At 62.0% G+C, this 18,502-nt stretch carries 17 protein-coding genes and 3 tRNA genes; 13 read left to right on the forward strand and 7 right to left on the reverse strand.

The annotated features are described in order from the left end of the window. The first annotated feature begins 11 nt into the window (after positions 1-11). Positions 12-473, forward strand: a complete 462-nt coding sequence (gene acpS / locus LMG28727_RS24430) for a holo-ACP synthase (protein WP_201644884.1) — start codon at positions 12-14, stop codon at positions 471-473. Positions 474-542: 69 nt separating this feature from the next. After that, positions 543-1,571, forward strand: coding sequence for a beta-N-acetylhexosaminidase (gene nagZ / locus LMG28727_RS24435; RefSeq protein ID WP_201644885.1), 1,029 nt, complete (start codon positions 543-545; stop codon positions 1,569-1,571). A gap of 122 nt (positions 1,572-1,693) precedes the next feature. Here the strand turns inward: nagZ and LMG28727_RS24440 are convergent, their stop codons facing one another. The 4 genes from LMG28727_RS24440 to earP form a co-directional block, all read right to left on the reverse strand. Continuing rightward, entirely contained in the window at positions 1,694-3,076 is a 1,383-nt protein-coding gene (locus LMG28727_RS24440; RefSeq protein WP_201644886.1) for a sigma-54-dependent transcriptional regulator, read from the reverse strand. A gap of 324 nt (positions 3,077-3,400) precedes the next feature. Then, the gene (locus LMG28727_RS24445; RefSeq protein WP_201644887.1) at positions 3,401-3,607 is read right to left on the reverse strand and encodes a CsbD family protein; all 207 of its coding nucleotides are present in this window, start codon (positions 3,605-3,607) and stop codon (positions 3,401-3,403) included. Positions 3,608-3,899: 292 nt separating this feature from the next. Further along, positions 3,900-4,457, reverse strand: a complete 558-nt coding sequence (efp, locus tag LMG28727_RS24450; RefSeq protein ID WP_201644888.1) for an elongation factor P — start codon at positions 4,455-4,457, stop codon at positions 3,900-3,902. A gap of 412 nt (positions 4,458-4,869) precedes the next feature. Then, positions 4,870-6,075 carry an elongation factor P maturation arginine rhamnosyltransferase EarP gene (earP, locus tag LMG28727_RS24455; protein ID WP_201644889.1) on the reverse strand — a complete coding sequence of 402 codons (1,206 nt, stop codon included), beginning with the start codon at positions 6,073-6,075 and terminating at the stop codon, positions 4,870-4,872. A gap of 336 nt (positions 6,076-6,411) precedes the next feature. Between earP and uvrC the strand changes: the two genes are divergently transcribed. The 9 genes from uvrC to LMG28727_RS24500 all read left to right on the forward strand — a co-directional run bounded on the left by uvrC (position 6,412) and on the right by LMG28727_RS24500 (position 13,475). Next, complete coding sequence (gene uvrC / locus LMG28727_RS24460) at positions 6,412-8,649, forward strand: excinuclease ABC subunit UvrC (RefSeq protein WP_201644890.1); 2,238 nt, start codon at positions 6,412-6,414, stop codon at positions 8,647-8,649. Between the two features lie 337 nt (positions 8,650-8,986). Next, positions 8,987-9,580, forward strand: a complete 594-nt coding sequence (gene pgsA, locus LMG28727_RS24465) for a CDP-diacylglycerol--glycerol-3-phosphate 3-phosphatidyltransferase (RefSeq protein ID WP_201644975.1) — start codon at positions 8,987-8,989, stop codon at positions 9,578-9,580. Between the two features lie 228 nt (positions 9,581-9,808). Then, positions 9,809-9,884 (forward strand) — tRNA-Gly (locus LMG28727_RS24470). A gap of 64 nt (positions 9,885-9,948) precedes the next feature. Further along, positions 9,949-10,024, forward strand: a tRNA-Gly gene (locus tag LMG28727_RS24475). 109 nt (positions 10,025-10,133) lie between these two features. Continuing rightward, positions 10,134-10,207, forward strand: a tRNA-Cys gene (locus tag LMG28727_RS24480). Between the two features lie 232 nt (positions 10,208-10,439). Continuing rightward, positions 10,440-10,844 (forward strand): hypothetical protein, encoded by a 405-nt coding sequence (locus tag LMG28727_RS24485; RefSeq protein ID WP_201644891.1) that lies wholly within the window; start codon positions 10,440-10,442, stop codon positions 10,842-10,844. Between the two features lie 55 nt (positions 10,845-10,899). Beyond that, positions 10,900-11,649 carry a TraB/GumN family protein gene (locus LMG28727_RS24490; RefSeq protein WP_201644892.1) on the forward strand — a complete coding sequence of 250 codons (750 nt, stop codon included), beginning with the start codon at positions 10,900-10,902 and terminating at the stop codon, positions 11,647-11,649. A 198-nt stretch (positions 11,650-11,847) separates the two neighbouring features. Then, positions 11,848-12,828 (forward strand): GGDEF domain-containing protein, encoded by a 981-nt coding sequence (locus tag LMG28727_RS24495; RefSeq protein WP_201644893.1) that lies wholly within the window; start codon positions 11,848-11,850, stop codon positions 12,826-12,828. A gap of 104 nt (positions 12,829-12,932) precedes the next feature. After that, positions 12,933-13,475: a GNAT family N-acetyltransferase gene (locus LMG28727_RS24500; RefSeq protein ID WP_201644894.1), complete on the forward strand. Its 543-nt coding sequence runs from the start codon at positions 12,933-12,935 to the stop codon at positions 13,473-13,475. A 226-nt stretch (positions 13,476-13,701) separates the two neighbouring features. Here LMG28727_RS24500 and LMG28727_RS24505 read toward each other — a convergent pair whose 3' ends face one another. Genes LMG28727_RS24505 through LMG28727_RS24515 form a run of 3 tightly spaced genes read right to left on the reverse strand, consistent with a single transcriptional unit; the run spans position 13,702 to position 15,678 of the window. Next, on the reverse strand, positions 13,702-14,589 hold the full coding sequence (locus LMG28727_RS24505; protein WP_201644895.1) for a cytochrome c oxidase assembly protein: 888 nt from the start codon (positions 14,587-14,589) through the stop codon (positions 13,702-13,704). Between the two features lie 9 nt (positions 14,590-14,598). Next, the gene (locus LMG28727_RS24510) at positions 14,599-15,060 is read right to left on the reverse strand and encodes a copper chaperone PCu(A)C (RefSeq protein ID WP_201644896.1); all 462 of its coding nucleotides are present in this window, start codon (positions 15,058-15,060) and stop codon (positions 14,599-14,601) included. 18 nt (positions 15,061-15,078) lie between these two features. After that, positions 15,079-15,678, reverse strand: coding sequence for an SCO family protein (locus LMG28727_RS24515; RefSeq protein WP_201644897.1), 600 nt, complete (start codon positions 15,676-15,678; stop codon positions 15,079-15,081). 471 nt (positions 15,679-16,149) lie between these two features. On the opposite strand from LMG28727_RS24515, the gene otsB reads away from it, so the two are divergent. Then, complete coding sequence (gene otsB, locus LMG28727_RS24520) at positions 16,150-16,899, forward strand: trehalose-phosphatase (RefSeq protein ID WP_201644898.1); 750 nt, start codon at positions 16,150-16,152, stop codon at positions 16,897-16,899. 82 nt (positions 16,900-16,981) lie between these two features. Continuing rightward, positions 16,982-18,451, forward strand: a complete 1,470-nt coding sequence (otsA, locus tag LMG28727_RS24525) for an alpha,alpha-trehalose-phosphate synthase (UDP-forming) (RefSeq protein ID WP_236592315.1) — start codon at positions 16,982-16,984, stop codon at positions 18,449-18,451. The last annotated feature ends 51 nt before the right edge of the window (positions 18,452-18,502 follow it).

The following is an 18,502-nucleotide window of genomic DNA, read 5'->3' on the forward strand; positions in this document are numbered from 1 at the left end:
GCGCCCTTCTTATGGCGATCTACGGCATCGGTACCGACATCGTTCAGGTCAGCCGCGTGGCCGCTGTGATGACGCGCACCAACGGCCGCTTCGCCGAGAAAGTGCTCGGTCCGGACGAACTGCGTGTCTATCACGCGCGCACGGCCCGTTCCGCCGCGCGCGGTCTCGCGTTCCTCGCCACGCGGTTCTCGGCGAAAGAAGCGTTTTCGAAAGCGATCGGCCTCGGCATGCATTGGCCGATGACCTGGCGTGCGCTGCAAACGCTGAACAAGCCGAGCGGCGAGCCGATGGTGGTCGCGTCCGGCGAACTGGCCGAATGGCTCGACGCACGCGGCATCACAGCGCGCGTGACGATCAGCGACGAGCGCGATTACGCGGTGTCGTTCGTGATCACGGAGACCGGGCAGGCCGCCGCTGACGCTGAAACGCCGAATCTGCCGAACGCTTCAGGCACCTCTGCTGCCATCGAATAAACATTCCCCGAACGCGGCCCATGCTGGCCGCGTCTCTTCTTGTCCTGAGCTTTTTTCTAGCGGAATCCGATGAAAACCTTTCCCGGACCGGTGATGCTCGACGTGGTCGGCAAAACGCTGAACGACGACGACAGGCGCCGCCTAGCCCATCCGATGACCGGTGGTGTGATCCTGTTCGCGCGCCATTACGAGAGCCGCGAGCAACTGGTCGCGTTGACCGATTCGATCCGCGCGATTCGCGACGATCTGCTAATCGCCGTCGATCATGAAGGTGGCCGCGTGCAACGCTTTCGCACCGACGGCTTCACGGTGCTGCCGTCGATGGGCAAGCTCGGCGCACTGTGGGACCGCGACGTTCTGCACGCGACGAAGGTGACGACGGCGGTCGGCTATATCCTCGCGACCGAATTGCGCGCGTGTGGGATCGACATGAGCTTCACGCCAGTGCTCGATCTGAATTACGGACAATCGCAGGTGATCGGAGACCGGTCGTTTCACCGCGATCCGCGCGTGGTGACCTTGCTGGCAAAGAGCCTCAATCACGGACTCGCGCTGGCCGGCATGAGCAATTGCGGCAAGCACTTCCCGGGGCACGGTTTCGCTCACGCAGATTCGCACGTCGCCATGCCCGTCGACGACCGCTCGCTCGACGAGATCCTGCGCGACGACGTGGCGCCGTATGACTGGCTCGGGTTGTCGCTGGGATCGGTGCTGCCCGCGCACGTGGTTTATCCGCAGGTCGATTCGAAACCGGCGGGCTTCTCGCGCATCTGGCTGCAGGACATTCTGCGCAAGAAACTGCGCTTCGAAGGCGCGATTTTCAGCGACGATCTGTCGATGGAAGCCGCCCGCCAGGGCGGCACCCTGACCGAAGGCGCGACGGCCGCGCTGCAGGCAGGTTGCGACATGGTGCTGATCTGCAACCAGCCGGACGAAGCGGAGAAGGTGCTGGAGGCATTGCGCTTTACGCAGTCGAAGGAATCGCGGCGGCGCATCGAGCGGATGAGGCCACGCAGCAAGGCATTGAAGTGGAGCAAGCTGGTTGCCGATCCGCAGTATCTGGAAGCGCAGTCCTTGTTGCGCAGCGTGTTTGCTTAGGCGCAGGCACGCGCAGGCACGTTTGACTCGGATGGTCGGGAAGCAAAAAAAACGGCACCTTGATTCGATCAAGGCGCCGTTTTTTTGTTGATGCTCAGTTGTTCAGTAACAGAACCCCAACCTCAGTTCAGCCGCATCCGTTGAAGTTTGTTGTACAGCGTCTTCGGACTGATCCCCAGCAGCGACGCCGCCCGGTGACGCGTGCCGCCAACCGCATCGAGCGTGGCACGAATCAGCATTTCCTCGACATCCGCGAGCGGGGTGCCGACCGTGACCTGCACGCGGCTGCCGTTCAGATCACGACCGTTTGCCGAGCCGGTGTCGTCGGCGCGTAGCGACTCCAGCACGTCACCTGAAGCGTGATACGCACGGCGTACACGTTCCTGCAATTCGCGCACGTTCCCTGGCCATTCGTACGCGAGACATTCGCGCAGGAAGTTGGGTCCCACCTGCTTCGCGCCCTCGGACGCACCACGCGCGGCGGCTTCGCGATTCAATTCGTCGACCACGGCCTGGGCGATCAGCGCCGGATCTTCGCCGCGTTCACGCAGCGGCGGCAAGGTCACGGCCGCCGCTTCGAGACGTAACGCGAGATCTTCGATCAGACTGCCGTCCGCCACGGCGGCGCGCGGCGTCTTGCGGGTCGACGCGATGAGGCGGAAATCCGTTGCCACCTGGTTGGTGCCGCCGACTCGCATGAAGGTCTGCGAATCGAGCGCGCGCAGCAGCGCCTCCTGCTGCGCGTGCGGCAACTCGGCGATCTCGTCGATAAACAACGTGCCGCCGCTGGCCTGTTCGAACAGGCCGGGTTCGCGATGTTCGGCGCCGTTGAACGCGCCGCGTTCGTGGCCGAGCAACAGACTCTCGAGCGAACGCTGCGCGCCGCCATTGGACGCGCCACGGCTATCCAGCGTGACGAAAGGTCCTTTGCGGCGGCGGCTCATGTCGTGCAGCGTGCGCGCTGCTATCTGCTTGCCGGTGCCGGGTTCGCCGGAAATCAGCACGGCTGCCTCGGTCGGCGCGATATGTTCGATCGTGTCGTACACGTGCTGGATCGTGCCGCTACGGCCAAGCATGGACCCGAACCGGCCGAGCTGGCGCAGCGATGCGCGCAGGGTCTGCACTTCCTCGGTCAACTCGTACGGCCGCGGAATGCGTGCAAGCAGGCTGCGCAGGCGAGGAATGTTGACCGGCTTGAGCAGGTAGTCCCAGATGCCGTGTCGCAGGCCTTCAATGGCGCTTTCGACTGTTGCATTGCCGGTCATCACGATCACCGGCAATGCGCCGCCCGGCGGATGGGCGGGGAGGTGCTGCAACAGATCGAGTCCGCTGCCGTCCGGCAGATTCAAGTCGACCAGCACGACATCGGGGATAAATCGCGTCAGCGCCGCGCGGGCCTCGGCAATCGTGGTCGCGGTATCGACGGAAAACCCGTCGGCCGCGAGGATGGCGGACAGGCCTGACAGGCTATTGGGATCGTCTTCAACAATCAGGGCGTGTGGCATGGCGAGCGCTATTTTCTAGATGGATGGAGTACCCGGAGTGCCGTTCTACTGACTGGCGTGCAACCGGGTGCGATAGCTGGCCGGTGTGGTCGGGCACTGGGTCGCGAGCCGGCGTTTGCCCGAGCTACCCGGCAATGGCTGGGCGGCAGGCGGAAGCACGGCGTCAGGCATGCAGGCAGCATGCCGGGTGCGACGATGGCGATTCGACTCACGTAGTTCTGGTCCTTGGGTTTCTGGGTTTAACAGCTGCGCGCCTATGTTGTAATTCTCATACGACATCTTCTGTCGAATGGGCGCGCCTCGGTAGTTCCTTCAGTCGGTCTGTCAGAAATCCCGGTTACTGTCGAAAAAGCGGCGAACTTCCAGTTCCGCCTCTTCGCGGCTCTTGCCGTATCGTTCCTGGATCAATCCGGCGAGTTTGTCCGCGCGGCCTTCCGCCTTGGTGAGCTCGTCGTCAGTCAACTCACCCCATGCGGTTTTCGCTTTACCGACCATCTGTTTCCACTTGCCTTCCGCGATGTCGTTATTCATGGTTCTCTCTCCCAAGTTGAAGAAAATAATCCATACGGCGTTTCTTCAATTCAAGCATGAATCGTGCCAATGCGATTTGCTATGGGTTATCAAGGGTTTGTCGGATGAGTCACGGGAAGTTTGAGAACATGGGTGGGCAAATTCGAGACAGGCGCCGGTAAAGTTTTCCTCCACCATACACGGCGACGCAGAAAAGAAAAAGCGCCCAAATTGGGCGCTTTTTTTCCGATTTCTTTCTCAGCTCCGGCGTTGCGCGGAAGCTGGATTCATCTGGCGGGCTTTGACGCGCAAATTATGCGCGGCTGCGGTACTCGTGGGTACGCGTGTCGATTTCGATCTTGTCGCCGATGCTGCAGAAGAGCGGCACTTGCAGTTCGAAACCGGTGTTCAGCTTCGCGTTCTTCAGAACCTTACCCGACGACGTGTCGCCCTTGACAGCCGGTTCCGTGTAAATGATTTCGCGAACCAGCGTGGTCGGCAGTTCGACCGAGATCGCCTTCTCGTTGTAGAACACGACTTCGCAAGCCATGCCGTCTTCGAGGTAGTGAAGGGCGTCGCCCATCATTTCGCCTTCGACTTCGAACTGGTTGTAGTCAGCGTCCATGAACACGTACATCGGGTCAGCGAAGTACGAGTACGTGACTTCCTTGCGTTCCAGCACGACGACGTCGAACTTGTCGTCTGCCTTGTACACGCTTTCCATGCCTGCGCCGGTCAGCAGGTTCTTGAACTTCATCTTGACGACGGCGGAGTTGCGGCCCGATTTGTTGTATTCGGCCTTTTGCACGACCATTGCGTCAGCGCCGATCATCACGACGTTGCCGGTGCGGAGTTCCTGTGCGGTCTTCATAAAAAACTGTCCTGTACGAAATGAGTAGCTTCAACTTTTGCTCAACGGCATACGGCGCAAGCGGCTTCGGCGCTTCTTTCACTGGATGCCGCGCCGTTTGCGGTGCGGTTTGATACCAGTGCGTGAGAAGCGTGGCCGGTTGCTGCGATGACCGGCGGCGGGGCCGTAGCCTCGTGATTCCCACCGATCTTCGACAATCCGTTACCTGCTTTTTACCCGGTGCGGGCGTGATCGCGAGTGGCGCCGATCCACACCATACGTCCCTTTTTTGACATTTCCGCCACGGCCTCGACGGTGGGTGGCAGGAGGGCATCTTTTTCGATGCTCCCGACCCAATGACGTTGACCACGCGGGGAGGAGGTTCGTTGTTGCAATCGGGCCGCGCTTGCGTCGTCGGCCGTTGGATAACCGCTTATTTTAACTGAGTTTTTGCGAACAAGGCCAGATTTCCCGCGAGGTCGCCGACTTGCGTGAGTTCGCCGGCCCATTCGGCTGCGCGTAGTTTTAGCGCCGGGTAGTGGCGCTGGAATTCGGTCCAGTCGGGACGGCCTGCGCCGTTCCACGCGTGCCAGAAGCGCGCCAGTGCTGCGCGTGTGTCGTCGGGCAGGCTGCGGGCGTAGTGGGCGAGCGCGGCGTCGAGCTTCGGCAGATGGGCGTCGTCGGCTTGCGGGTAGATATGCCAGATGAAGGGCTTCGCGGCCCACTGGGCGCGCACGAACGAATCTTCGCCGCGCACGAAATTGACGTCGCTCGCCCACAGCAACGCGTCGTAGCCGGGTTGTTCGGTGAAAGCGAGGGCGTGCGCGCTGAGGCTGCCGAGCGTGGCGTGCGAGCCCGCGGCAAACGACGGTAAGCCAAAGAAACGCGCTATCGCGCCGGATATACGTCCTTCCGGGACCAGCAGGACGACCGGCGTGGCGCTGTCGCGCCATTGTTCGAGCAGGCTGTCGACGGCAAGGTTTTCGTACGCGAACAGCGAGATTACGGTGACCTCGGCAGGAGGCGGTGGCTGGCCGGTGGCGTTGAGCCACCACGCTTGCCGCGCGTCCGGCGATGCCTCGAAGGCCGCGCGGGCCGCGTCGAGTTGCCGTTCCTTCAGAACGCCGCCCGTGCCGGGGCCCAGTCCCGGGAAAAAGAACGTCTTGGTCAGCGGATAACGCGGATGCGGCGACGGACGCAGATGAAAGTCCGCGACCCAGTCCTCGGCACTCAGATATTCGAGGTTGAGCCATACCGGCGTGCGCTCGCACTGGGCCATCGCGGCAACGTAGATGGACGGCAGTTCGCAGGCGAATGCTTCGATCACGACATCGGCCACTTCGACCGTGTCGCCGGCATGCGACGGCTCGTGCCAGTGTTCGACGACGATTGCGCCGATCGTCTGACGCGCGCGGTCGAGTGCGAGCGATGGGCACAGTTTCTGGAACGCGTGCAGATCGTCGACGAACACCCGCACCTGCCAGCCGTGTTCGTCTGCAAGTTGGCGTGCGAGACGCCAGCACACGCCGATATCGCCGAAATTGTCGATGACTGCGCAGAAGATGTCACAGGAGATTGCCGCAAGTGGCGTGGCGGGTTGGCCGGCGGCGGGTTCGGTGACAGAAGAGGCTGAGGACATGGTGGCCTGAGGTGCGGATCGAACGGTTGACGAAGGGGCGGCCGTGGTTGACGCGGCACGGTACGGTTCACGCGAGTCGAGGCGATAAACGAGGCATGCGGTCGAGCAATGACCCTGTCGAGGCTGCCTATAAGGTTAGCGTGGCTGGCTGAAGAGGCTGAACGCTTAAGCAGCCGGCCGCGCCCGATTCGACGCGGCACCGGCTTCGAACGCCTGCAGAATGTTCTAAACTGGCGATTCTAAAGCCTCGTCCGCGATTGCGCGCGCCAGCCAGAGTCAGGCACGCGGCACGCAGGGCCCGGCCTCGCGAGACTGTTCCCACCCAACCGATCCTGCATGACCGAACCCGAAGCCATCGACGCCTTCGAGCCCAAAAAAGTGCTCGCCCAACTGCCGCATCTGCCCGGTGTCTATCGTTACTACGATACGCACGGCGCGGTGCTCTACGTGGGCAAAGCGCGCGATCTCAAGAAGCGCGTTTCCAGTTACTTCACGAAGACGCAACTGTCGCCGCGCATCGCGATGATGGTGACGCGCATTGCGCGAATTGAGACGACTGTCACGCGCTCCGAGGCCGAAGCGCTGCTGCTTGAGAATAATCTGATCAAGGCGCTCGCGCCGCGGTACAACATCCTGTTTCGCGACGACAAGTCTTATCCCTATCTGAAGCTGACGGGGCACAAGTTTCCTCGCATGGCCTATTACCGCGGCTCGGTGGATCGGAAGAATCAGTACTTTGGACCGTTTCCGAGCGCGTGGGCAGTACGCGAGAGCATCCAGATCCTGCAGCGGGTGTTCCAGTTGCGCACGTGCGAAGACTCGGTGTTCAACAATCGCACGCGGCCGTGTCTGCTGCATCAGATTGGCCGCTGCACCGCGCCGTGCGTCGCCGCGATTAATGAGGAAGATTACGCGCGCGATGTGTCCAATGCTTCGCGTTTTCTGCTCGGCCGTCAGGGCGAGGTGATGAAAGAGCTCGAACAGAAGATGCACGCATTCGCGAGCGAGTTGAAGTTCGAGCAGGCGGCGGCTGTGCGCAATCAGATGAGTTCGCTGTCGACGGTGCTGCACCAGCAGGCGATCGAAGTGGGCAGCGATAGCGACGTCGATATTCTGGCGGTAGTCGCGCTGGGCGGCCGCGTCTGCGTGAATCTTGCGATGGTGCGCGGAGGCCGGCATCTGGGCGACAAGGCGTACTTTCCCGCGCACGTGGAGAGCGCGTTGACCGCCGATGAAGGCGGTCTTGGCGGGGATGAGGAAGGGGGCGCTTCTGCTGGGCTGAGCGCACCCGATGCGTTGATGCTCGCGCAGGAGATGCGATCGGAGGGGGAGGACGACGAAGGCGATGACGGTGATGACGGCGATGAGTCACGCGACACCGGCATTGCCTCGGAAGCCGACGACGTCGAAGTGGACGACGAAGCCGAAGCCGAAGCCGAAGCCGAAGCCGCCGAAACTGCCGAATCCGACCTCGCCGCCACCGAAGACACCCAACCCGCCCCGGCACGCAAAGGCCGCGCATCGGGCGGGATCGAATCCGAAGTCCTCGAAGCATTCATTGCGCAGCACTACCTCGGCAACCGCGTGCCGCCCGTTCTGGTGGTCAGCCACGCGCCGGCTACGCGTGAACTCGTCGACGTGCTGATCGAACAGGCCGGCCACAAGGTGACCGTCTTGCGTCAGCCGCAAGGACAACGGCGCGCGTGGCTCGCAATGGCCGAACAGAACGCCCGGCTCGCGCTGGCCCGTCTGCTGTCCGAACAAGGGTCGCAGCAGGCCCGTACGCGCGCGCTCACCGATACGCTCGGCATGGAGTGCGACGATCTCGCGCATCTGCGCATCGAGTGCTTCGACATCAGTCATACGATGGGCGAGGCGACCCAGGCGTCGTGCGTGGTGTATCACCATCACAAGATGCAGTCGTCGGAATACCGGCGCTACAACATCACGGGCATTACTCCCGGCGACGATTACGCGGCGATGCGCCAGGTCCTCACGCGCCGCTACGAGAAGATGGTCGCGCAAGCCGCCGCGAATGCCGCCGACGAAGCCGCCGCGTTGCAAACCGACGCGGCGGCCGATCCGGCGCTCGCCTCCGATGCGGCCGAGCCGGTGGCGGCGGGCGGCATTCTGCCGACCATCGTGTTGATCGACGGCGGCAAGGGGCAGGTCGAAATCGCGCGCCAGGTGTTCACGGAACTGGGCCTCGATACCGGCATGCTGGTCGGCGTCGCCAAGGGCGAGGGCCGCAAGGTCGGCCTCGAAACACTGATTTTCGCCGATGGCCGCGCGGCGCTCGAACTCGGCAAAGAAAGCGCGGCACTGATGCTGGTCGCGCAGATTCGCGACGAGGCGCACCGCTTCGCGATCACCGGCATGCGCGCGAAGCGCGGCAAGACGCGCCAGACTTCGCGGCTCGAGGAACTCGAAGGCGTGGGCGCGAAGCGGCGGCAACGATTGCTCGCGCGGTTTGGCGGGTTGCGTGGCGTGGTGGCGGCGAGCGTCGAGGATCTGGCGAGTGTCGAGGGTATCTCTCAGGCGCTTGCGGAGCAGATTTACCGGCAATTGCATTAGGCGGCGCGACGGAGCGGTCGGCGAGCAGCTGACCTTTGGCGGCTGGGTGGCGGTAGCAGGCGCAATCGGGTATCCGCAGGCTCAAGCGGCCTGCGCGGTTACCGGCAAGCACGGCCGCGAGGTATCGATATCCGATCTCAATGCTGCCGATGTGCGACAACAGGTATCCCTTCCAGCCTGCGCGCAGGCGTTCAGTCGGCGCGCGTCAATCCGCTGGAGGGCAGCCACCAAATCCTCAAGGCAGCCCCTCCCGCCAGGCCCCGTCCGCCGCTTTGCTTGTGGCAGGCCCTGCGACACGGCACAATTGCATCTCCCTCGTCAGACGCTGCGCCTGCCCATGCCGTTCAATTTCCCGATTTTCCTGACTTGGCTGCGGATCGTTCTGATTCCGCTGGTCGTCGGTGTGTTCTATCTGCCCGACATGATGATGAGCCCCGCGCACCGTAATCTCGCGGCCGCGACGATCTTCATCCTGGCGGCGCTGACCGACTGGTTCGACGGCTTTCTGGCCCGCAAATGGAATCAGACCTCCGCGTTCGGCGCGTTTCTCGATCCGGTCGCCGACAAGCTGATGGTGACGGCCGCATTGCTCGTGCTCGTGCAACTCGCGCGCATTGACTCGGCCATCGCGCTCGTGATCGTCGGACGCGAAATTGCGATCTCCGCGTTGCGCGAGTGGATGGCACAGATTGGCGCGTCGAAGAGTGTGGCGGTGAATTCGCTTGGCAAGCTCAAGACCGTCTGTCAGATGGTGGCAATCCCGATGCTGTTGTTTTACGGTCCGCTGCCGTTTGGCGCAGGCGTCTCGGTCGACACGCGTGTGTGGGGCCTGTGGCTGATCTATCTCGCCGCGTTCCTGACGATCTGGTCAATGCTCTACTACATGAAGCTTGCATGGCCGCAAATTCGTGAACGGGGTGGCGTCGCCTGATTTTTAATCGCGGCGGCAACGGCTGTTGAGAGGGACGAAGAGGGCGCAGAAGTTCGCCCAAACGGGGCGGAAGAACGAGTCAAAAATTTTATTTAAAAAAGATTCGCAAAGGGGGTTGACGCATTTCGGTCGTTTCTCCATAATCTCGTTTCTCCGATGCACGCAGTTTGAAGCGACGGAGCAGTAACAGAGTAGTTGCAGTAAATTGGCAGCAGTAAGCAGCACAATGCGGGAGTAGCTCAGTTGGTAGAGCGCAACCTTGCCAAGGTTGAGGTCGCGAGTTCGAGCCTCGTCTCCCGCTCCAGATTTTTGAAGCACCGCGTTGTTTGGCGTAGTAAAAAGTGCAGCGCGTTGTGAAGCAGTTCAATGCGGGAGTAGCTCAGTTGGTAGAGCGCAACCTTGCCAAGGTTGAGGTCGCGAGTTCGAGCCTCGTCTCCCGCTCCATACATAAGGGGAAGCAACGCTTCCCTTTTTGTTTGATGGGCTGGCCATTACGGTCCTGTCGCCCACCAGACAAATCTGCGAGCCTGCAGCTAGGTTCCAGTCCGCTTGCGGCGCGATAGCAAAGCGGTTATGCAGCGGCCTGCAAAGCCGTTTAGGCCGGTTCGACTCCGGCTCGCGCCTCCAGTAGTTGATGTAAAGAAAAGCCCCGACAAGTCGGGGCTTTTCTTTTTTCTACGGCGCCCGCCGTACGATTCGCGCTTTTGCTCTATCCGTTCATGCAAAAGGCTGCCACGTCGATCCCTCGACGCCATGCGCTGGTTTCATCTGCAAGCAGCTCTACCTACCTATCAGACGTTCTGTCGCGCGCGCGCAGCTATAGTGAGGCGCTCAAGTCCAAAGCCATCACATTCAACCCATGCGCAAGCAGGACATTCGCCGTCGTTCGTTCTACTTGCGCGTGATCTATGCACTCTGCCTGGTCGGCGCAACGTGGACTCATTTTCAAGTGGCGTTAGTCCATGGCCTGGATTGGGACTATGGCGGTGTCGCGCGACTCACGCAGGTCTACTGGACCTCGCTGCTGTTCGTCGATCCGCTCATCGCACTGCTTCTGCTGGTGATGCCGGGAGCAGGGCTGATACCCTGCGTCGCCGTCATCGTGACCGATGTGGCGCACAATTCGTGGTTCGCGTTGCATCATCCCGTTCGCATGGATCTGTATCTTTCGCAGATCGTTTTTCTTTTGTTCGTCGCGTTCACCGTACGGACCGCGTGGCGTGGAGCCACGAGCCGGCGTACTGGACTGAGCGTGATCGACTGAATTGTTTGAATCACACGCCAGCTTTTTTGCGTGACTGTTTGTTCACCGAGGCCGCATGTACCTACAACTCGCCGGCACCCACGTGCGTCTGCTTGGCTCGATGCATCTGTTTCCCACGACCAGTCGCAGAACGCCGCCGTGGGTCGCCGAGGCCTACGATTGGGCCGAAGCTCTGGTTTTCGAATCCGATCCGCCGACTATTCTGCCGTTCCTGAAGGCCATTTCGACGCCCAGCACAGCCCGGTTGCAACCGTTCGTCTCCGCAGACGCGTGGAACCAGCTCCAGGCGTTCTGGCCCACGGAGGGGCTGCTGGCGCCGCTCGCCGGATTGCGTCCATGGGCTGCGCTGATCGTCGCGCCGACGCTGTTTCAGCAGGTCGTCGAAGGCGTCGAGCCGCGTATGATGCGCTCCGCGCTTGCCCAGTCCAAACCCTACGAGTATCTGGAGACAGCCGGTGAGATAGCCGCCGCGCTCGAATCGATTCCACTCGAAGCAGTCGGCGCCGCACTCGATCTGCTGATGGCGGATCGCGGCGAGCCGCAGCGCACGCTCGAACGGATGCATGCGGCATGGCTTGACGGCGATCTTGAAGCTGTGCAGCAGATCGCCGTCGAGTCGCCGATGTTCAATCTGCCCGGCGTTCGCCAGGCCATTCTCGACAGACGTAATCGTGCATGGGCCGCGCGTCTGGCGCAGCGGACCGGGCGGCCGGAGCGGACGCTGGTGGTCGTCGGTGCGCTGCATCTGTGCGGTCCGGGCAATCTGATTGAATGCCTCGCGCATCCCGTCGAAGAGGTCTTTTAAGTGGCTGGTGGCTTGGGGCGATGTTCGGAGGCGCGGCACCATTTCGGATGAAATGGTCTGGGCCGCCCTGAAAATAGGGCCTGCGGCAATCGCCTTTGACGGAACTCCGAAACTCCACCTCAATCCCACCGTAGGAAATGCCGCTATACACTAGCGGCCCCGTCTTCCGATCATCACGAAGGATCCAGAGAACACGACATGCAGGTTCCATCGACGCCCAGCAATGAAAGCGCCCGTATCGACACATTGCGTGCGCTGCAAATTCTCGATACGTCGCCCGAAGAGCGGTTCGACCGCCTGACGAGGCTTGCCAAACGCCTGTTCGGCGTGCCCATTGCGCTCGTGAGCCTCGTCGATGCGGACCGGCAGTGGTTCAAGTCGTGCGTCGGCTTGTCGGCGAGCGAAACGTCACGCGACGTGTCGTTCTGCGCGCACGCCATCCTCGGCGACGAACTCTTGCTAGTGCCGGACACGCTGGCGGACGAGCGTTTCTACGACAACCCGCTCGTCACGAACGATCCGAATATCCGTTTCTACGCGGGCTGTCCGCTGACGGTGGCCAATGGCAGCAGGCTGGGCACACTGTGTCTGATCGACGTCAAGCCACGCGGTCTCGATGCTGAAGAGCGTGAGTTGCTGCGCGATCTCGCCCGGATGGCCGAGCAGGAACTGGCGGCGGTGCAACTGGCCACGCTCGACGAACTGACGCTGCTGTCGAACCGGCGCGGTTTCGAAGCGCTCGCGCAGCATGCGTTGAATGTTTGCAAGCGGATGGAGAAACCCGCGTCACTGCTGTTCTTCGACCTGAACGATTTCAAGCTGATCAACGACACCTTCGGCCATGCGGAAGGCGATCGCGCATTGCAGACCTTCGCGGAACTGCTGCGCACGGCACTGCGTGAAAGCGACGTGATCGGGCGGCTCGGTGGAGACGAGTTCGTCGCGCTGCTGACCGACGCAGACAGCGCGGAAACGCATGAGGTCACCCGGCGTCTCACGCAGTTGCTCGACGCGCGCAATGCCGAAGAGCGGCGCGGTTATGAAATCCGGTATAGCGTGGGGCAGACATCTTATGATCCGTCGCGCCATGTGTTGATTGCCGAACTGCTGGCGGCCGCCGATGCCGCGATGTACAGCCACAAGCAGGCGTCGAAAGCGCGCGGCGCGCGACGCGGTTGATGCGTGTCGTCGTGGGCCCGGCAAATGGCCCGGAGCTGCCGCACGCGGCATAATTGTGCATGGTCGCCGCCGTGTCTGGCGGCGCGTTTTTTTTAAAGTATCCGATGACTGAATCGCAGCAAACTGCCGCCACGCGGCTCGCGCAACTCGAATGGCGCTGGAAAAGCTTCGCGCACCTGACGAGCGTCGAAGTGTACGAGACGCTGGCTGCCCGCAGCGCGGTGTTCGTCGTTGAACAGAATTGCGTGTACGCGGATATCGACGGGCTCGATATGGCCGCGTGGCATCTGCTGGCGTACGGCGCTGCGGCCGATGCGGGCGCTGGTGTTGACGCTGGTGCCAACGCTGGTGCTAACGTTACGCAGCCATCGTTGGCCGGTTATCTGCGTGTCCTGCTGCCCGATGCCGACGACACCGACGTGCGCATCGGCCGTGTGCTGACTACGGCACCGTTTCGCGGAATCGGGCTGGGTAATGCCATGCTCGAGCGGGCGTTGGTGCATATCCGAGCACAATGGCCTGGCACGCCAATCCGTCTGCATGCACAGGCTCACCTGCAAAAATTTTACGGTGCGTTTGGTTTTGCGCCGGTCTCGGAGATTCACGACGAGGACGGCATTCCGCATGTGTGGATGCGATCGGTGTGAGGGTGTAGTGAAGCAGCGGGCATGAGCGTTGACGGGCTGGCGACGGCTTCGCTTTGGCCTGCGTAGTTCAACGCTCCTGTTAAAGCCGGCCGCGCTCAGGTCAGTTAGACCGCCGCAATCGGCTTCGTTGGCTTCGTTTAAAGGCGCGTCACGCGCTTCGGCGTTACGCCAAGCAGCACCGCTTCAACCCCTTCAACCCCTTCGTCCTCGCTCCAAACTCCAGCAGTCAACGATGACCGCCGGCAGGCGTCGACGCCCCATGCGCCGCCACACCTCGCGTTTCTTTCTCACGCCGCTCGTTACGCAACCGTCCACGCGCCGACAGCCGCATCCAGTGACGCATCGCGATCAACGCGCCGATCACGCTCATCATCGAACCCGGAATCCACAGCAGTAAGCCGCCGATCTGCTGATCCCGCATCGGGCTCAGCCACGTGAACGCGCGGCCGCAGATTGAATAGATCGGATACAGCTCGTGCGACGTAAAAAAGATAAACGCGCCAAGAATGATCTGCGGCGGAATCGCGGCGATCACCACCAGCACGCGCTTGCCGGGCGACAAACGCGCCGGCGGCGCGGGGCGCGGATCGAGCACGAGCCACCAGAACAGCAGCCCGTCGATCGCCATGCTCCAGTTCATCACGCGATACAGCCGCCAGTCGAGCATCGCGACGAAATGAATCGGCGACATCAGCCAGAAATAGATCAGCCCGACGAACAGGGTGACCGCGACGACCGGGTGCATCACCACATCGAGCAGCTTGCGCACCACCGGGTTGTCGAGCGCGGGCCGCACGAAACGTTGTCGCCAGCGAAACGGAATACCGGCACGCAACGCCGCGCCCGGATACGACAGCGCAATAAAAAACGGCCCGAGATGATGCAGCACCAGATGCTGCAAGCGATGCATGAAGAACTCATGCTCGAAGAAATAATCGAGCCGCGTATGCAGCACGACATACAGCGCGACCAGCCCGAACCAGAAGGAAATGCGTCGCGCGATCGACAGTTTCGCTTTGCGCGCGCCGCGCACGAACAGGATCGCGGGCACTAGCAGCGCGATCACGACAGTCGGCGAAAACTCCCACGGGTCGAGCCAGTAGAGCAGGTTCATCGCGGCGGATTAGTTGGCCTGCGCTGGCGACTTGACGACGAATGGTGTGTCGAGCGTTTCGCCGTCGGAGAACTTTAGTTGCAGATGAACCGTGTCGCCCGGCGCGACCTTATGCTTCGCGTCTTCGAGCATCACGTGATAGCCGCCCGGCGAGATCGCGACCTGGCCGTGGGCGGGCACCGTCAGCTTGTCGACCATCACCATCTTTTGCGACGAGCCGTTCGACACGGTTTGATGCAGCATCGCGTCGCCGTAGTCGTTGCTCGAAATGTCGACGAGGTCGACCGGTTTGTCGCTTGCGTTGACCAGCGTCGCGTAGCCGGCAGCAGGGAGGTTGTTCGGCAGCCAGCGGACCCATGCGTCCTTGACGCTGATGGCATTGGCGCCAGCGGCTTGCGCAGCACCAACGATGCCGAACGAGAGGGCGAGGGCGCAGCTCAGGGAAGCGAACGTTTTGATCTGGATCGACATGAATGAACTCGGGAAAGGTCAGGAATGGTCATCAATGATACGGCGCAGGTCCTGCGCGATCGCATCGGGCGTGTCGTGATCGGTGGCCAGCAGGCGCGCGTGGCCCTGGCTGTCGAACACGTACACGGCGGAACTGTGGGTGACTTCGTAATTACCGCTCGGGTCGCGCTTTTCCATCTGATACGCGACGCGGTAGCGCTTGGCCAGTGACTCGATCTGCCAGTCGCTGCCGGTCAGGCCTTCGGCGTGCTTCGGATCGAATGCGCCGACGTAATCGTGCAACGCTTGCGACGTGTCGCGCGCCGGATCGACGGTGATAAACAGGATGCGGACTTTCTGTGCGTCGGGGCCGAGTTTGCCGAGCACCTGCATCAGGCGGCCCATCGTTTCGGGGCATACATCCGGGCAATGGGTGTAGCCGAAGTAGACGAGCGACGTGCGGCCTTTGAACGAATCACCGTTGACGGGCTTGCCGTCGTCGCCGGTGAGGGCGAAGTCGAGATCCGGCAGATGGCCAGTGACATTGGTGAGCTGCCAGGTTTCGCTGGTGCGGTGCGTGCAGCCTGCCAGTGCGATCAACGCGCCGATCGTCGACGTCAACGCCAATCGGCGCGCCATCCGATGCCGGCGCAAGGGTGCGCTGGAGGTCGGTTTCGGCTGACAGGATGACCGGATCGGGAACAAAGCAGGGTTCAATGACTCGATTGAAGAGTGGCGGCTGACGTCGCCATGAACGGCGCCGGCCGATTCGCATGCGTTACCTCGCGAGCGTCCGGCTGGCTGCGAGTCCGCCATAGTGTGCAAATATGGCCGGAACGACAAGCATCTATGTGGCAGGGACTGTATAACAAAATATCGCGCGGCGTCGCGCAGCGCCTGCGGAGCGTGTATCGCGAGGCAATTTGACGCATCAGCTGGAAAGCGGGCTGGAGCCAGATCGTCCCCTTTTTGAACGCCATCGTTGAAAGCTCAGCCTCGCGAGGCCCCGCCGGGCTTGAATCGAGGCTTACTTTCTCGAAAATTTGACCGATGCGCGGTAAGATGCGCACACTTTTCCGGCCGCAGAAGGCTGAAAGGCGAACCCAATCGATGCAAGCACTTCCGGCTGTTCTGTCTCCCAGCGAGACAGCATTTTTCTTCGATTTCGACGGCACACTCGTCGAACTCGCACCCACGCCGGACGGCGTGCTGGTGCAACCTCGCGTGATCGAACTGCTGAGCGCGCTGCGAAGCCTGACGAACGGCGCGGTCGCAGTCGTGTCAGGGCGTGGCATCGACAGCATCGACAGTTTTCTTGGCATGCCCGATCTGCCGATTGCCGGTTTGCACGGCGCCGAGCGGCGCGACGCGAACGGCGACACGCAGCGGATCGGTTTTCATGACGAGCGGCTATTGCGCATGGAGCAGGTGCTTGCGCAAGTCGTCAACGAACATCCCGGCATGCTGCTCGAAATCAAGGGCGCGGCTCTCGCGCTGCATTATCGGAATGCGCCGGACCGCGAGCAGGTGGCCCGCGAGGCGACCGAGCGGCTGGTCGCCGACTATCCCGGCTCGTACGTATTGCAGCCAGGCAAGATGGTCTACGAGATCAAGCCGAAGGACGTCGACAAAGGCCGCGCCATGCGTGCGTTCCTCGATGAGCCGCCTTTCGTCGGCCGTAAGCCGGTGTTTGCCGGCGACGATCTGACCGATGAGAAAGGTTTTGCGGTCGTCAACGAACGCGGCGGCGTGTCGATCAAGGTCGGCGCGGGCGAGACGATGGCGCATACGCGGATCGAATCGGTGTCCGCGCTACTCGACTGGCTGGAGACGATCGTCGCGGCGGCGCGCAGCGCATGAGAGCGAGCATGATGCCGACGCCGCATCGATCAACGTCAATGACGCAAACCAAGCACACGTATTGCATCGGGGATCGCGCTTCATGAGTCGACTGATTATCGTATCGAACCGGGTCGCGCCTATTTCGGAGGGCGGTCCGGCGGCGGGCGGTCTGGCGGTTGGCGTGTACGACGCACTGAAAGAAACCGGCGGCATGTGGTTTGGCTGGAGTGGCGACGTGCTCAGCTCAGGCCAGCCGCAGATCAAGGTCGAGGAACGCGGGCCCGTCACCTTCGCGACCATCGCGCTGATGCGCCGCGATTACGACCAGTACTACCGTGGCTTTTCGAATGCGACGCTGTGGCCGGCCTTCCACTATCGCGCTGATCTGCTGCAATACGACCGGCACGACTTCGAAGGCTACTGCCGCGTCAATGCGTGGCTCGCGCAGCAACTCGTGCCGCTATTGCGTGAAGACGATGTGATCTGGGTGCATGACTATCACCTGATTCCATTCGCTCAGGCGTTGCGTGCGGCTGGCGTGAAGAATCGCATCGGCTTCTTTCTGCATATTCCGTTTCCGGCGTCCCAGGTGCTGCTTGCCGTGCCGCCGCATCGCAAGCTGGTCGAGGCGCTCTGTTCGTTCGATCTGCTCGGTTTCCAGACCGCGCCGGACCTGCGTGCGTTCTGCGATTACATCGTCAATGAGGCGAATGGCTCGGTCGATCACGCGGCCGCCGGCCCGCTGACGATCCACGCATTCGGCCGCACGTTGCGGGCGGCGGCTTATCCGATCGGCGTTTATCCGGACGAAATTGCCGAACTCGCAAAGGCGGGCGAGCGCGGCAAGCCGGTGCGCACGATGAAGGCGACGCTGCATTCGCGCAAGCTGATCATGAGCGTGGACCGGCTCGATTATTCGAAGGGACTGGTCGAGCGATTCCGCGCGTTTGAGCGTTTGCTGGAGCACGTGACCGCGCAACGCAACAAGGTCTCGTTCCTGCAAATCGCACCGCCCACGCGCGCCGACATGCATGCATACCAGGACATCCGTTTGCAACTCGAAGGGGAGTCGGGGCGCATCAATGGGCGTTTTGCCGAGTTGGACTGGACGCCGATTCTGTACATCCACAAGCAGTACGAGCGCTCAGTGCTGGCCGCGCTGTTCCGTACCGCGCACGTCGGTTATGTGACGCCGTTGCGCGACGGGATGAACCTCGTGGCCAAAGAGTACGTGTCGGCGCAGGACCCGGAGAATCCGGGCGTACTGGTGCTGTCGCGTTTTGCCGGTGCGGCACAGGAACTGGAAGGCGCGCTGATCGTCAATCCGGTCGATATCGACGGGATGGCCGAGGCGCTGGCGAGCGCATTGCAGATGCCGCTGGCGGAGCGCCAGGCGCGTCATCGCGACATGATGGTGCAATTGCGCGAGAACAATGTGTCCGTGTGGCGCGATAACTTCATGCGTGATCTGCAAGGAGTGGGAGCGGTTGCGAAGCGTGCGAAAGGCGCGAACGCGAAGGTCGCAGCGGCGCCTCGCAAGAGGGCAGTGCGGGCCAAGCTGGCGGGATAGTCTGACTGGGTGCGCGTTGGTTAAGCGCCGCCGGTGGGGGTCGAAAAAAAG

Source organism: Paraburkholderia metrosideri, from assembly GCF_904848625.1.
Lineage (GTDB): Bacteria > Pseudomonadota > Gammaproteobacteria > Burkholderiales > Burkholderiaceae > Paraburkholderia > Paraburkholderia metrosideri.

What these genes read in the sequence shown, in the direction of transcription:
- acpS (WP_201644884.1), top strand. Translation starts at nt 12, where the DNA reads ATGGCGATCTACGGCATCGGTACCGACATCGTTCAGGTCAGCCGCGTG.
- nagZ (WP_201644885.1), top strand. Translation starts at nt 543, where the DNA reads ATGAAAACCTTTCCCGGACCGGTGATGCTCGACGTGGTCGGCAAAACG.
- LMG28727_RS24440 (WP_201644886.1), bottom strand. Translation starts at nt 3,076, where the DNA reads ATGCCACACGCCCTGATTGTTGAAGACGATCCCAATAGCCTGTCAGGC.
- LMG28727_RS24445 (WP_201644887.1), bottom strand. Translation starts at nt 3,607, where the DNA reads ATGAATAACGACATCGCGGAAGGCAAGTGGAAACAGATGGTCGGTAAA.
- efp (WP_201644888.1), bottom strand. Translation starts at nt 4,457, where the DNA reads ATGAAGACCGCACAGGAACTCCGCACCGGCAACGTCGTGATGATCGGC.
- earP (WP_201644889.1), bottom strand. Translation starts at nt 6,075, where the DNA reads ATGTCCTCAGCCTCTTCTGTCACCGAACCCGCCGCCGGCCAACCCGCC.
- uvrC (WP_201644890.1), top strand. Translation starts at nt 6,412, where the DNA reads ATGACCGAACCCGAAGCCATCGACGCCTTCGAGCCCAAAAAAGTGCTC.
- pgsA (WP_201644975.1), top strand. Translation starts at nt 8,987, where the DNA reads ATGCCGTTCAATTTCCCGATTTTCCTGACTTGGCTGCGGATCGTTCTG.
- LMG28727_RS24485 (WP_201644891.1), top strand. Translation starts at nt 10,440, where the DNA reads ATGCGCAAGCAGGACATTCGCCGTCGTTCGTTCTACTTGCGCGTGATC.
- LMG28727_RS24490 (WP_201644892.1), top strand. Translation starts at nt 10,900, where the DNA reads ATGTACCTACAACTCGCCGGCACCCACGTGCGTCTGCTTGGCTCGATG.
- LMG28727_RS24495 (WP_201644893.1), top strand. Translation starts at nt 11,848, where the DNA reads ATGCAGGTTCCATCGACGCCCAGCAATGAAAGCGCCCGTATCGACACA.
- LMG28727_RS24500 (WP_201644894.1), top strand. Translation starts at nt 12,933, where the DNA reads ATGACTGAATCGCAGCAAACTGCCGCCACGCGGCTCGCGCAACTCGAA.
- LMG28727_RS24505 (WP_201644895.1), bottom strand. Translation starts at nt 14,589, where the DNA reads ATGAACCTGCTCTACTGGCTCGACCCGTGGGAGTTTTCGCCGACTGTC.
- LMG28727_RS24510 (WP_201644896.1), bottom strand. Translation starts at nt 15,060, where the DNA reads ATGTCGATCCAGATCAAAACGTTCGCTTCCCTGAGCTGCGCCCTCGCC.
- LMG28727_RS24515 (WP_201644897.1), bottom strand. Translation starts at nt 15,678, where the DNA reads ATGGCGCGCCGATTGGCGTTGACGTCGACGATCGGCGCGTTGATCGCA.
- otsB (WP_201644898.1), top strand. Translation starts at nt 16,150, where the DNA reads ATGCAAGCACTTCCGGCTGTTCTGTCTCCCAGCGAGACAGCATTTTTC.
- otsA (WP_236592315.1), top strand. Translation starts at nt 16,982, where the DNA reads ATGAGTCGACTGATTATCGTATCGAACCGGGTCGCGCCTATTTCGGAG.